The sequence below is a fragment of the Flavobacterium azizsancarii genome, assembly GCF_027980145.1.
In the GTDB taxonomy this organism is placed as follows: domain Bacteria; phylum Bacteroidota; class Bacteroidia; order Flavobacteriales; family Flavobacteriaceae; genus Flavobacterium; species Flavobacterium azizsancarii.
The window spans coordinates 35,688-48,431 of the sequence record NZ_JAMZNK010000018.1 but is presented as its reverse complement, the minus strand read 5'-3'; the positions used below and the strand labels follow the sequence as shown (position 1 = coordinate 48,431).

At 34.0% G+C, this 12,744-nt stretch carries 13 protein-coding genes; 1 reads left to right on the top strand and 12 read right to left on the bottom strand.

The genetic code is table 11. The features are described from left to right. Nucleotides 1–13: 13 nt before the first annotated feature. The 5 genes from NJT12_RS12475 to NJT12_RS12455 all read right to left on the bottom strand — a co-directional run bounded on the left by NJT12_RS12475 (nucleotide 14) and on the right by NJT12_RS12455 (nucleotide 3,684). Nucleotides 14–358 (bottom strand): hypothetical protein, encoded by a 345-nt coding sequence (locus NJT12_RS12475; RefSeq protein WP_271336246.1) that lies wholly within the window; start codon nucleotides 356–358, stop codon nucleotides 14–16. A 423-nt stretch (nucleotides 359–781) separates the two neighbouring features. Further along, nucleotides 782–1,207, bottom strand: coding sequence for a hypothetical protein (locus NJT12_RS12470; RefSeq protein WP_035684757.1), 426 nt, complete (start codon nucleotides 1,205–1,207; stop codon nucleotides 782–784). 140 nt (nucleotides 1,208–1,347) lie between these two features. Beyond that, a complete protein-coding gene (locus NJT12_RS12465; RefSeq protein WP_271336245.1) occupies nucleotides 1,348–2,523 on the bottom strand; it encodes a DUF2586 domain-containing protein in 1,176 nt (391 codons plus the stop codon). A gap of 306 nt (nucleotides 2,524–2,829) precedes the next feature. Continuing rightward, nucleotides 2,830–3,009 (bottom strand): hypothetical protein, encoded by a 180-nt coding sequence (locus tag NJT12_RS12460; protein ID WP_271336244.1) that lies wholly within the window; start codon nucleotides 3,007–3,009, stop codon nucleotides 2,830–2,832. A 99-nt stretch (nucleotides 3,010–3,108) separates the two neighbouring features. Then, nucleotides 3,109–3,684 carry a hypothetical protein gene (locus NJT12_RS12455; RefSeq protein WP_271336243.1) on the bottom strand — a complete coding sequence of 192 codons (576 nt, stop codon included), beginning with the start codon at nucleotides 3,682–3,684 and terminating at the stop codon, nucleotides 3,109–3,111. 281 nt (nucleotides 3,685–3,965) lie between these two features. On the opposite strand from NJT12_RS12455, the gene NJT12_RS12450 reads away from it, so the two are divergent. Beyond that, the gene (locus NJT12_RS12450; protein WP_271336242.1) at nucleotides 3,966–4,766 is read left to right on the top strand and encodes an XRE family transcriptional regulator; all 801 of its coding nucleotides are present in this window, start codon (nucleotides 3,966–3,968) and stop codon (nucleotides 4,764–4,766) included. A gap of 118 nt (nucleotides 4,767–4,884) precedes the next feature. Here the strand turns inward: NJT12_RS12450 and NJT12_RS12445 are convergent, their stop codons facing one another. The 7 genes from NJT12_RS12445 to NJT12_RS12415 all read right to left on the bottom strand — a co-directional run bounded on the left by NJT12_RS12445 (nucleotide 4,885) and on the right by NJT12_RS12415 (nucleotide 12,343). Continuing rightward, the gene (locus NJT12_RS12445) at nucleotides 4,885–5,100 is read right to left on the bottom strand and encodes a hypothetical protein (RefSeq protein ID WP_271336241.1); all 216 of its coding nucleotides are present in this window, start codon (nucleotides 5,098–5,100) and stop codon (nucleotides 4,885–4,887) included. A gap of 7 nt (nucleotides 5,101–5,107) precedes the next feature. After that, complete coding sequence (locus NJT12_RS12440; RefSeq protein WP_271336240.1) at nucleotides 5,108–6,115, bottom strand: hypothetical protein; 1,008 nt, start codon at nucleotides 6,113–6,115, stop codon at nucleotides 5,108–5,110. 9 nt (nucleotides 6,116–6,124) lie between these two features. After that, nucleotides 6,125–7,426 carry a hypothetical protein gene (locus tag NJT12_RS12435; RefSeq protein ID WP_271336239.1) on the bottom strand — a complete coding sequence of 434 codons (1,302 nt, stop codon included), beginning with the start codon at nucleotides 7,424–7,426 and terminating at the stop codon, nucleotides 6,125–6,127. Beyond that, nucleotides 7,419–7,976, bottom strand: coding sequence for a DUF6046 domain-containing protein (locus tag NJT12_RS12430; RefSeq protein ID WP_271336238.1), 558 nt, complete (start codon nucleotides 7,974–7,976; stop codon nucleotides 7,419–7,421). Before NJT12_RS12430 ends, NJT12_RS12435 begins: the two co-directional genes overlap by 8 nt. Before the next feature lie 19 nt (nucleotides 7,977–7,995). Next, the gene (locus NJT12_RS12425) at nucleotides 7,996–8,466 is read right to left on the bottom strand and encodes a hypothetical protein (protein WP_271336237.1); all 471 of its coding nucleotides are present in this window, start codon (nucleotides 8,464–8,466) and stop codon (nucleotides 7,996–7,998) included. Between the two features lie 27 nt (nucleotides 8,467–8,493). Continuing rightward, complete coding sequence (locus tag NJT12_RS12420; RefSeq protein ID WP_271336236.1) at nucleotides 8,494–8,688, bottom strand: hypothetical protein; 195 nt, start codon at nucleotides 8,686–8,688, stop codon at nucleotides 8,494–8,496. Nucleotides 8,689–9,157: 469 nt separating this feature from the next. Then, nucleotides 9,158–12,343 (bottom strand): hypothetical protein, encoded by a 3,186-nt coding sequence (locus tag NJT12_RS12415; RefSeq protein ID WP_271336234.1) that lies wholly within the window; start codon nucleotides 12,341–12,343, stop codon nucleotides 9,158–9,160. Nucleotides 12,344–12,744: the final 401 nt, after the last annotated feature.

The following is a 12,744-nucleotide window of genomic DNA, read 5'->3' as shown; positions in this document are numbered from 1 at the left end:
AAAAAGGTGTTTGTTACAGTATTTCTACTTTAACAGGTTTCGGCTGGATATGATCTGAGAATGCTGTGGTAATATTGAGACGTAAATCGTCTTCTTGTTCTATTTTGGCATCGCCGCCCAAATAACAGTTTTTGAATAATACTTCGAGAGCTTTAAACTCGTCCATTTTAGAAGCTTGCAATACGGCAGAACGAATGCTCATATCCGGTTTTTTAAAATAGGCAAACAAAGTCGTTTTGTCGTCATCTGCAATGGTCAGTTTTACTACTTTTTTATGTTTGTATTTCCATTGGTTGAGTTGCGCCTGAGTGATGTTTCCGTCAAGAACGTCGATGTTTTTTGAGTTTTCTGTTTCCATTTTAAAATTCTTTTATTGTTTTTATGATAGGGTAAATTGGTATCGGATTGAGTGGTGTCTTTTGCGTTTATTCTATTGCAATAACAAAGAATTAGCGGACACATGCATAAATGTCATATTCAGCTATAATTGCTGATTGACGTTTTATTTTTAATAGAAATTGAATTATTAAGAGATGCAGATTTTAAAAAAAAAGAGACTGCCTGAGTTATTGTTTTGGGGTTGAATAATCTCGAGGCAGCCTCTTGAAGAAGATGCCCTGCTTAAAGCGGACTAATAAAGAGCTTATAGAATAAGTTTGCTGGCAAAAATCATGTTCTTTGAACTCCTTTTTTGCATACCGCAATTGATATTGGTTTTCTCTTTTTAGTCGGTTTTAAAGACAGGGAAGGGTATTATAATGTTAGGAATTTATCGGGATGATTAATTCCATTCAACATGAGAACAGATCAAGTCAAAAGATACCGCAATTTTAGTATCTCCCTGACTAATTCCTCTGCTGTTTGAGTTGAATTCGCAGTTTCTAACAGTGTGTGTGATTACTTCGTTACTGTCGTCCAGGTAACTTACAATGATGCTGAACGGATTGATGTCCTGCAATCTTTGTCCTTTTGGTAAAGCGGCTAAAATAGCTTCTACTTCGTAATTGTATAAAGTAATTGAAGCTTTTGCCTCGTATTTTCCTCTACCTCTGTGTACCGGCATATCTCCGGCTCCGTAATGGTTTTCTTTAGAAACTGAGTCGCTATAGTTTACAGCTGTAATTCCGGTAACGATATTACCTGCAATACTTACTTCAATAGATGACCAGCTGTGTTGTTGTCCGTTAATTAAGGGTAATTTATTCATATGTATCTTGATTTGTTTTTTACAATCCCGATAACGCTCGGGAGCTATCATTTTTGATTAATTGTTTTTTAGAGTAACTCAATTATCGTGATAGTAATGGTGAATTTTTATTGTTAGTAAATGATAAGAAATCGTATAAATTATGCTTTATCGATTCCGAATGGATTTTTGAATCCTAAATCAACCATAATTTTACGGGCAGTTCCAATTGGAGTAATTTCAGCTTTTACTTTTAATTCTGAAGTGGCTAAAATGTTTTGTTTTGGATCAACATAAACATCAAAATCAGAAACTTCCTGATTGCCTACCATTCCTTCTAAAGCAGATCTGCATAAACCTTCAAAGCTTTTTGAAACAGATTGAGGCAGTTTACCATCAATATCTACTAAAACCGGAGAAGCCAATTTTGGCAATAAAGCGGTACGTAATAAACGAGTAGCTTTATTGATTGTACGGTTGTTTTCGACATAAGCAAAGTCTAAAGTTCCAAGAGTACAGGTGTGGCTGTCGTTAAAATAAAGACCAGGTAAACCAGTGTGCGTTTTTGTAAAAATGAATCTTTTTTCGTTTAATTCTCTTAAAGTGCCAAGATCCTTAATTTCTTTTCCGCCTACAAAACCAGCTTTGGCAAAACCTTCACCAGTTAGATTGAATTTTTCGATCCAGGCAATGTTTTCAGATACTTTTGCTTTAGAAATGGCACCTAATGCTAATCCAACTGCTGCTGAATTTTTGTATTTACTTGCTTTTTCCAAATCCATAGCCACAACTACAGATACGTTTTCAGAATCTGATCCGGCTAAAGAAGCTGCATCAACAGTAAAACCTTTTCCTTCTAAAATAATTTCAAAAGGCATATAATCTGCATAAGCAAGATCAGCTTGAGTTTGCGCTGCTAAAACTGCAGCTTGAGTTTGTGCAAATGTGGTTGCTCCGGAATAGATAATGGCCATTTGACGAATATTTCCGTTTGCTTTTTCCTGCATGTCCATTGCTTTAGCAACAATGTCCTCATAAGAAGTGGCAGCAGTTTTCATAATATATAAATCACCGGAAGGATTCATTCTGAAAAATTGCTGAATTTGATAGGAAACAGACTGACCACTTACATCATATTGTTCTGTAATACCTAAGGCTTCGGCATCTTCTAATGATGCTAAACGTTTTACTGTGTCAGATTCTAATTCTAATTTTAATTCAGGCAAAATCCCGGTAGGTTCATCAAAAAGTAATCCTGAAACCATGTCCTGCTCCGGACTTCTTCTTCCTAATCCGCCTGATAGTTTGGTAATCACTACATCGTTTAATGTACTCATAATATAAATTGTTTTAAGTGTTGAAAATTTGTTCTTGTTTTTTGCCCGAAAAAAGGCAAAAGAAGGGCCGTAACAAGTTGTTTAATTTGTTATGAATCAGCTATTTATTATGTTAAAAATGATATTCGTAATCGGGAATCCAAAAAGTAGAAAGGGTATTTTTGGACGTGGTATAAAAACCGGTTTTTCAATTGGATCCTGTTCTTGGCCAGGAGATAAACTTGCTTTTGATATCGAGTACAAATTTAAGGCTCAAGGTTGCTTTTTCCAATTTTTTTGATCGTCAAAACCAGTAGTTTCAGTGTTTTAAGCTCTCGCCTCTGTAGCGAGTCCTTCGTTGATAATGGTGTAAATAGTACGCTCCGTCAGGAACAAAGTATCCGAAAGTTCAGATACTACAACTTTCATTTGTTTAGCTTGATTTCTATTTAGATAGTTGATCACATACTCTCTCCTTTTGTCTAATAGTGTTCTGCTTCTTCTCATGTCTTGGGTTTTAAAAAGATGGGTTGATTTTATTTATGATTTGGCTTCGTGTGCTGCGGTATTTTTATGCCATGTAATTTATTTGATTGCTTATTGAGATTAAGTATTGGTTTTTAAATCGATATTTTCTTCGACCTGATTAGGATTTATTGCGATGATTCCGGATTCTAAGTCATATCCTAACTCTTCCAGTTCTTCATTGCTTAAACCATTATTAAAAAGGATGTATTTCTTTTTTAAGATATTTTCTATCAAGGTGGTTTTATAGGTAATCTCCCAAATAAAAAAATCATTTTTGTTCCAGTACGTGTGTTCGTTTGTACATTGTTTTTCTCTTATCTTAAACGTTGAGTTAGTATCTATAGCAGCATTACTGTTGCTTTTAGACAATACTGCTTTGTCTATTCGCTGGGCAATATCAAACGCATTTGCATAACTTGTAGAAGAAATAGTTGCTACAGGTAATATTATATACAGACAAAATGATACATCTGCTTTGTAGTTTTTTTCAGAAGATGTTTCCCAGTCTACGGTATCATATTTAAACATTACTACCGGTGTTTCAATAGCATCTTTAAAAATGGCATCACTATAAAGTTGAACTATTGGTGCATTAGAAGTGAACTCTATTTCGATTGCGTTCTTTTTTTCGGTATAAAAATCTTTTAGAATCATATGGTGGATTATTTTTGACAAATATACAACATATGTTTTAGTTTGTGCAACATATTACGATGAAAAATGCAGTAATTTCAGTAATATGATTTAGTTTTTTATATTGACTATTAGAGTAATACAGTAAGAAAAAGGCTTTAAATGTCTTTATGTTCAGCTGTTACGTAAAATAAATAGAAAAGAATGCTATTATTTATGATATATTTTTTAGTTTTGCAACATATAGTGGAATGTGTATTATTATTTAAAACATATTACATAATTAAAACAAATGCAACAACATGGAAATACATACTAAGATAAAACGTATTATAGACGAGCTGAAGTTAAATAATAACTCATTTGCGAAGTTAATAGGAGTAACCAGTACTACAATAGATAGTATCACTATTGGAAGATTGCAGTCTGACGGAGAAAGAAAAAGGACAAAGCCAGGTTTTGATTTGCTGCAAAGTATCATTACGCATTGTAATGTAAACCCGGACTATTTTTTTGGAAATAGTGATGAAATTTTCGCCAATAAAACAACTGGCGAAGTGGGGCTGAATCTACCTAAGATTATAACGGTAAATGAAGACGGGGAGGAGAATATTAATTTTGTCGGAGTAAAAGCAAGAGCAGGTTATTTAGACGGTTATTCTGATCCGGAATATATGGAAAGTCTTCCGTCATTCAGTATGCCAATGTTAAAAAACGGTACCTACAGATGTTTTGAAATAAAAGGAAACTCGATGTCGACAACCATTCATGACGGCGATTACCTTTTTGGGAAATACGTCGATAATTTTGATGATATCCTTGACGGAAGAATTTATGTTATTATCAGTAAGAATGATGGAGTAGTAGTAAAAAGGGTTTTAAACCGAATCAGGGAAAGTGGAAAATTAATCCTGAAATCCGACAACAGAGACGGAAATTACCCAATGTATTCTATTTATGCCGAGGATATTCTGGAAGTTTGGTACGCAAGCATGTATGCTTCTAAGCAAATGCCCGATCCTATTAATATCTATGAAAAGATTCACGATCTCGAAAGTAAATTTTATGAAATGGAAGAGACTTTGAGAAAAAAATTAAACTAATATTTTTCTAAATAAAATGAGACTTTGAAATATTAGACTTTGAGATTTTTTAAAATAAAAAAAAGCATCTCTTACGTTGAAACGTAATAGGTGCTTTTTCATTTTAAAACGAGAACTTTTAAGAAATGCTTCCGGTTCCCGTTCCGGTTTGGGCTGATGCAGAACCTGTTGTAGTTACTGTGGTGGTTACGGTTCCTGATTTGACAAACGCCTCGATTGCAGTTGCTAATTTTGCTGCAAGGTTATCGATAGACGACGCGTTATCTGTTTTTTCTTTTTCCTCTTTTAAAAGAGCTTTTATTGATCCTTCTAAACCTGATTTATTTAAAGCCATTGTTATTTTATTTTAATAGTTGTGCTAATTTTTCTTTTATTCCTGTAAGCTGAGTAGAATTGATTGGAGGACCTGAAGGACCAACTGGTGTGGGAACGGTAATTTTAACTATTTCATCAATCAGCCCGTTTAATTCGGTGAGTAAATTTTTTCCTTCGGCATTAATTTTAAATTTATCATCCATTTCTAAAGTTAATTTACCCTTAATAAATGAAGTTTTGGTATCTGAAATTAAAGCTTCAAAACCGTCTTTAATGATGACTTTTGCTTCTTTATCTTTTAAATTAAAGATGGTATTTCCTTTATTGAGATTAATTTCGGTCTGTAATTCGTCAAATGTTATTTTTTGTTTTTCAGTACCTTCTTTATCTAAAAATTGTATTGCTGCCTTTGAATTTTCTCCAGAAGAAAGGGAGAAATTTAAACGCTCTTTAATATCTTCACCATTAACAGTACTTAAAATAGTTTGCTGCTGATTTCCATTAAAGATGTTCTTAGCAATTTCTTTACCATTTTCATCATAGAAAGACGTGGTAATATTTGAATCTTTTTTGCCGCTAAATTCTATTTGAGCAATATTTTTGTAAGTAGGCTTTGCAGTTGATGATGCATTATTTTCGCTGGATTGTTTGAATAACATTTGGAATTTATCTACTTCAGTATTGATTTCCAGATATTGATTTTCATCATTCTTGAATCGAATAAAAGAACGTTCAATTTCAGAAAATTGCGAAACAAACGCTCTCGTTTCGACTCCATCTATAATGGTAGCCAAAACCCAACTGTCTTTTTTAGGAATAATAATAATTCCTTGTTCTGCATCGAGGATTGAAGCTTTCAATCGTACGTTTTTAAGTATGGCACCATCAGCGCGCATGATGTTTACGGTATAAGCATCTTCAGGATTATGGAGCGATGCTGTTTCTGTGTTTATTTCGATGACTTTTGCAGCAAAAGTCTCAATAATTTGATTTTTACCAGCGACATCTTTTATTAAATCTGTTATATTTCCCATTTTGTGTTTTTATACTGTTTCTACTCTTCGTCCTATATAAATCTTTTGCCTATAGCCGTTTTCGCCATAACTTCGTTCTACTTTTTCGACCTGAAAAGTGCCGTTTTTTTCTTTGTCCTTGGCGTTTTCCAAAATTACCTTGTCTGTAGGTCTTACGAATGGTTCACCAAAAGTTAGGAAATAGCCTTCAAATCCGCTTGGTTTCGATTGCATGGCCCTTGAAGCGGCATATTGGTACAATGCTGCAGCAACTTCTGTTGTTGCTTTTTTGAAAGCCGCAGGATCATTAGGCAAATCATCGTTGTCATTATGCAATACATGGGTTTTGACTAATTGCCCATTCGGATCACCTAATTCGATATAAATTGGCGTATTCGAATTTTTAAAGTATTTCTCAACCCGCATTCTGGTGTTTTTTGTCGTTTCATTAACCACGACCAATTTATCTTCGATAATATTATAACGAAATCTAAAACGCGCTTTTCCTAAAAGACCTCCGGAAACAGATTGCGCTATTTTGTTTAACTGGGCACCTAAAAGACTAAGTCCCTGATTGATTAATTTTTTGACCAGTGCTCCGGCTAAAGGACTTTTGATAAAATTGCGATCAATAAAACCGGCTAATTCTGCCGTAGTATGCTGTTGCGGATTATTGGTAATCGTGAGTACAGGTGCTAAATTTTCAGTTTTAAAATAAGTATAGATTCCTTTGTCTTTTAGCATCTCAAAAACCTGGGCTAAACTTTGGTTTCTGTTAATCATGACATTCCCTAATTCTTCGTCAAGTGCATTTACTTTAAAAGGTAATTTTAGTTCTTTGATTCTTTTTTCAAAAAAAGTTTTAGGATTAAAGCTTTCAATATTTGTTGTAGGGTTGGTTGCGACTACGTTTAGGATATCCTTCTTATCCTGGACATCATCGTCTTTTACTGCTTTTACTTTTTTAAAAGCATACATCGCATCTTCGCAGGTTATGACAGCATGGATATCAGTTTGTACTCCTGTGATATAACCTCTGAAAGCCGGTTTGTAATCGCCATCATAGCCTAAAAATATTTCGATAAAATTTTCGAGTTTAAAAAAATCATAAATTGATTTTTCTTCTCCGCTGGCGTTGGCAAATAAGTTCTGGTCAAATCCTTTAGTATCGGTATATACTTTTTGCGGCATTACAATAGTCGCCGTATCCGTAAGGGATTTGTACGAACTGCTGATGTCTACATTTTTGACATAAGTAAATTCATAAAATTTAGGAGTAGGAATGAGTCTTACCGTTTCGTAGACCCTGATTTTGGCATTTAGGTTAAGCATTGTCTCTGATTATTAGTTCTACAGTTTCATCTGATGTTGCGCTGGCCGTAAATTTTTGAATATTTTTTGTTCCAGAAATCGAGGGAATAGAGTAGGAGTCTATCACTAATTCATAGATACCAAATCGGTTTAAGATGGCATGCGTTACTCTTAAAGCATAAGGAGCATTGAGGAATTGTTTCAATAAGAAAAGCTTTTCTTTTGGATATTCATCTCCAGTTTCATTCGCGATTAGTCCGTCTATCGAAATGCTAAAATCCCCATTTGTAATATGTTCCTTGATGGTTGAATCACGTCCTTCGATTCCTTCTTTTTTGATGACTTTCGAACGATTTAGGTTAACCGTAACAGCATCTATTCGCAAACTGGGTAAATTAAGGTCTTTTTTTACCAGTGGTTCAAAAACCAATGGTGCAAAGACTCTTAGGTTAAATTCGCCTCCGGTTTTATCGATAATAAAATTTTTCGATTCTGATTCGTTATAGTTAATGCCGCTATATTCAGTTTCTTTGGTGGCTAAAATTTCGTTTACATTAAAATTGAATTTCATAATGATTTATTTTTTATTTTTAATTTGAAAATGTTTGGGCAAAGGCAGTCATGAAGGTATTTTCCATTCTTTTCTCGTTGTGTTTTTGTAACCACAAAGCTTCTTCAAGCAGTTTGTAAAACTCATCCATCGATAATTGATACGGATCGACATGAAACGCATACCGAATAAGTGCAGCTGACTTTTTGAATTCATCTTTTTGTGGTGTGGCATCGATTGAGAATTCGCTATCGTTTTTGATGATGGCGACAATAGAATTTCCTGCCGAAAGCATGAATTCATCATCATAATTCTCTTCAGCCAGGACACATTCCTGAAATAAAAACAGAATCGCTTCATGCGGATTATCCTTGTATTTATTTTGATAATTAAGAAATGTAGTAAAAGTTGGCTTTTTGCAATAAGCAGTGTTTACTTGATCATCAGAGGTCAGCTTTAATAGTGTACCGTATTTTTCTTTTAGTTTTTGTAGAATTGTTTGAACTGGCATTTTTATGATTTTAGAGATTTCTAGATATTAAATATTGCTGTCTCTGCTTTCTTTTTTTAGGACTTCGGTGAGACTTTCATTTTTTTCGGATACGCTTAAGGGCGTGATGTTAAAACTTTCTATAAAAATGTTGCCCTCTGTGGTTTGTCCCAAGGGATTTTTGAAATTGCTCATGTCTGGTGTTTTAGGCGTTTCTCCTAAGTCTCTTGGTGTATAATCCATGATGGGTGAATGTTTAATGGTTAATATGATTATTGAAGGTATTGTCTACAGATGAGGTATCCATTCTCAAAAAAAATTGAAAATAAAGTGTATTATTATGTCTGTTTGGGGATGCTAATAGAGGTTATTAGAGTATGTAAAAATAGGGCAGAAGTGCGTGAAAAACGAAAAATTGAACGACTGTTTTCAGTAGTTTCAGTAGAATGTAAATAGTGTTAATATTTTGTTATTTAATTGATTGTGGTTTTTAATTAGACTATTTTGGAGAATTGTTATTCTCTGAAAAAATAATTCTATGACTACATTTTTCGAATAAGTTTTACACTCCGATATTCGCAGACAAAAAACACCCAAAATCATTAGAGATAAATATTCTCAGACGATTTTGGGTGTGGGTTTAAAAATTAATTAGAGTTTATTTTTGAATATTAGCTAATTTTTTAGTTGGTGTCTTGAGATAAAGTATTGTCTAATTGGACTTTGTTATATCGTACTGAAAATTGAAAGATACATCTCTCGGCCCCGTTCCTATTTCGGAGTTAAATTGTACAATAGCTTCAGTGCCTCCATTTAAATATACCTGACACGGGTATGCCGCAGTTCCGGCAGTAGTTGTGAATACGGTACCTTGACCGCAATAAAAGTTAGTTGCAGAGCCTGCAATATTTATTGGTAGAGAAATTCTAAATCTTGATAATGTAGAGCTCGCAGTGATGTTCAAATTAACGTTAGCCTGAACAGAAACTACATTTCCTACTTTTATATAATTGGACATTCTGCCTATCCCGTTTATAGATACATTAGTTATTTCTGAGACTGTTGCGGTATAACTTCCTGAAGTTCCGGCCGGGGCGTTTGTAGGTATATCTGATAACAAAGCTATTACTCCACTATTATTTGGGAAACTATAAGTTTGCGCCGTACTAAGTAGATCAGTTTTAAATGTCGCAAATTGTCGTGAAGATGATCCAGACGCTATAGCTATATCATTTCCTATGGCAGTTATAGTTGCAGATCCTGAACCTGTTGGTTTCGAGGGGCTTCCAAGCCAGGATATAAAAGAACTATCCAATTTTAAACCTGTATTAAGTGTTAAAAATCCGCTTTTAGATTCATCACCCGTTTTATGAATTACATTTGCGTCATTATTATAAACATTTGAATCTACAGATCCATCAGCTTTTAAAAACTGACTTGCTAAACCTCCTGTTTTTGTAAATGAATTTCCGGTAAAACCCCCTAAATTACTTATAGTTGCGACTGTTTCGCCATCTCTTAAAATAGTTAAAGGCGTTGCTATATCAACCTGTCCATTAGAAGCCTTTTTATTTGACAACGTTAATAGACGGCTAACAGATGGGTTATTTTGATTGCCTTCTATCCTAATACCTGTAGAGTTCGTTCCGAAATTACGAACAGATATTCCCACTGCGTTATCGGCTGTTGCCAGAGCTGTAAAAGCCGGAAGTGTTGTAGACGTACTGTTAGCTGTCAATGCTGATTCTGTAGCATTATCTCTAGTTACGAAAGCCGATGCGCTTTTATTTAGATTATCACTTATGAATGTTTTTCTACCATAAATTAATTCGTCTCCTGTTTTGTGAACTGCTGTAGGCGTTGTTGGTGTATCTGCTGTACCTCCTAAATCTCCGGTAAGTTTCACAATCCCTTTTACTGCACTAGTTGCATCTGAAGTGGCTCCGCCTTCTATCGCAATGTCACCAGTCCCAACTATCGATTCTCCATTGATTGTTTTAAAATCTTCTGTTGTAGCCAGTGTTCTAGGTGGATCAAAACCTTTATTTAAAGGAAACAGATAAATACCATTCTGATTGGATAAAGGATTGTATTGAAGATATGAAGCAGAAGATTCATTACCTATTGATAGGCCATTAATACCCGATAAATAAGCTGATCCAGTAGAAGTGGGACTCTGTAAATGAATGCTATATGGATTTATGGTTAAATATCCTTGTTCAGGATGTTGTATTGTAATAAAACTAGGATCTACAGTCGTAACATAATTGCCTTTAGAAAAAATAGATTTTAAATTAGTTGTATTTCCATTAGCTAATGTTTGTTGTAGATTCTGAGATGCTCCGCCCTCTATTGTAATATCTCCTTCTCCAACAATAGATTCTCCATTGATTGTTTTAAAATCTTCTTTTGTAGCTAAGGTTTTTACATCTCTATCTGAAGTCAGAGGCAGCTTGATTGTAGATGCTCCGGAACTGTTCTCATTTAATACAATGCCTTGTTTAACAGGATTTCCTGATAATTTTTTATTTAAGGATAGTTCATCAGCTAATACATTTACGAAAGTAGTTTCTTCATCTTTACTTACTGAAACTCCCAGTTTATTGATATCTGTAATAAGAAAGCCGGTCTCTGTTTTTTCAGAAATATTAAGACCTCCGTCATGTACAGTGGTTTGTGATTCTCCCCCCTCTGATAGGAGATTTATACTTGCATTTGTAGCATTTCTGTCTTTGTCTAATACTTCTTGCAGAGTAGGTATATCGCCGTTACCTCCGCTTACAACGATATCACCTGAACCTACAATAGATTCTCCGTTAATGGTTTTAAAATCATCTGTGGTAGCTATCGTATATGTTTTACCTTCTTCTGATTTTGCAGGAAATCTTAATTGGGTATTAGCGACAGGATCAGATATATCGACAACCGTTTGATTATTCGACTTATCCCTTGTTAATATAACATTGCCTTCTGAAAGTGTTATGTTTCCTATGTCATTAGAATCTAATACAGTATGATCAAATGATAATTGATTTTTTAATTGATAGATACCTGTTTTTTCGGTTTCATCAGAAACGATAATCTCATTATATTTCGAAGTACCGTAATTGCCCATTAAGGTTGCTTTACTTTCTCCATATGAAGCAGTAGGATCTGCATCTAAAACGGATTTTAGACCTTGAGGTTCAATGTCTAAATTACCTTCTCCAATAATAGATTCTCCATTGATTGTTTTAAAATCAGAAGTTGTTGATAAGGTATAATCTCCGGTGGGTTTTGAAGGAAATTTTATGTTAACTTTATTTCCTGTCTCGCTAAAATTATTTTCAAACTCTACTGTTGTTGTATTACCATCTGCAGTAGATTGTACAATATTAGCAAAACCTCTACCAACTTCAAATCTACCAGAATTATGATCTTTCATATTGGTAATTTGAATAAAGTTAGGGTGTGAGGTTGATTGACTATAATCAAGTGGATTTGCTCCATGATTGTATATTTGTACAGTCTTATTTTCTAACTTAGCATATGACCCATTATCTAAAACGGATTGTAAATCTGCAGGTTCAGTAGTGATAGCTATATCCCCGGTTCCAACAATAGTTTCCCCATTAACAGTTCTAAATTCAGGTTTATTAAGCAATTGACTAAAACCCGATTCACTATTCCAGTCTGTATTTACTTGTGGTGCATGAGCACTTTTATCGGCGAGGTGATTATCTAGAACGGTTTTGTCAGCTTTGGATAAAAGCAATTCGTCAATTCCGTCGATATCTTTTACAGGAATTTTTTCAAATTTATGTCGGAAGGAATCCCAGGTATCCCAGAATTGAGTTTGTGTTGGTTTTAAACCCGTTCTGAACCATTGTTTTATGGTGTTTAATGTTTGTAAAGCCATGTTTTTTCTTTTAAATTATGTAGTTTTAGATTGTGATGAATTCAGTTCTTGGATTAATTTTTTTAATCACAGATTAATCTGTTTTTTTAGATTGTTTTATTGGTTATTTTCAGGCATCTCTCTCATGATTTTTGTGTTTGATTTGTTATTTATTGCTATTAATATTTCATTCAGGTAGAATTATTTTCTCTGAGTAGGAGAGGAGGATGTTTTTATAAAAATATCCTGAAAGTTTGCGAATTAATGTATATAGATTAATGTCATTATTCGACTTTTGAGCGTGTAAAAGTAATATGGAAAAACGCATAAAAAGAAAAATGAGATCGGCGTTTTCTTTAGTTTCAGTAGAAAAAAAGAACGATTTTAAGTCGTTAAGAAAACATCCAGGATTATCAAAGCGT

Excerpts from the sequence above, each read along its gene's own strand:
- NJT12_RS12475 (WP_271336246.1), bottom strand. The coding sequence starts at position 358 with ATGGAAACAGAAAACTCAAAAAACATCGACGTTCTTGACGGAAACATC.
- NJT12_RS12470 (WP_035684757.1), bottom strand. The coding sequence starts at position 1,207 with ATGAATAAATTACCCTTAATTAACGGACAACAACACAGCTGGTCATCT.
- NJT12_RS12465 (WP_271336245.1), bottom strand. The coding sequence starts at position 2,523 with ATGAGTACATTAAACGATGTAGTGATTACCAAACTATCAGGCGGATTA.
- NJT12_RS12460 (WP_271336244.1), bottom strand. The coding sequence starts at position 3,009 with ATGAGAAGAAGCAGAACACTATTAGACAAAAGGAGAGAGTATGTGATC.
- NJT12_RS12455 (WP_271336243.1), bottom strand. The coding sequence starts at position 3,684 with ATGATTCTAAAAGATTTTTATACCGAAAAAAAGAACGCAATCGAAATA.
- NJT12_RS12450 (WP_271336242.1), top strand. The coding sequence starts at position 3,966 with ATGGAAATACATACTAAGATAAAACGTATTATAGACGAGCTGAAGTTA.
- NJT12_RS12445 (WP_271336241.1), bottom strand. The coding sequence starts at position 5,100 with ATGGCTTTAAATAAATCAGGTTTAGAAGGATCAATAAAAGCTCTTTTA.
- NJT12_RS12440 (WP_271336240.1), bottom strand. The coding sequence starts at position 6,115 with ATGGGAAATATAACAGATTTAATAAAAGATGTCGCTGGTAAAAATCAA.
- NJT12_RS12435 (WP_271336239.1), bottom strand. The coding sequence starts at position 7,426 with ATGCTTAACCTAAATGCCAAAATCAGGGTCTACGAAACGGTAAGACTC.
- NJT12_RS12430 (WP_271336238.1), bottom strand. The coding sequence starts at position 7,976 with ATGAAATTCAATTTTAATGTAAACGAAATTTTAGCCACCAAAGAAACT.
- NJT12_RS12425 (WP_271336237.1), bottom strand. The coding sequence starts at position 8,466 with ATGCCAGTTCAAACAATTCTACAAAAACTAAAAGAAAAATACGGTACA.
- NJT12_RS12420 (WP_271336236.1), bottom strand. The coding sequence starts at position 8,688 with ATGGATTATACACCAAGAGACTTAGGAGAAACGCCTAAAACACCAGAC.
- NJT12_RS12415 (WP_271336234.1), bottom strand. The coding sequence starts at position 12,343 with ATGGCTTTACAAACATTAAACACCATAAAACAATGGTTCAGAACGGGT.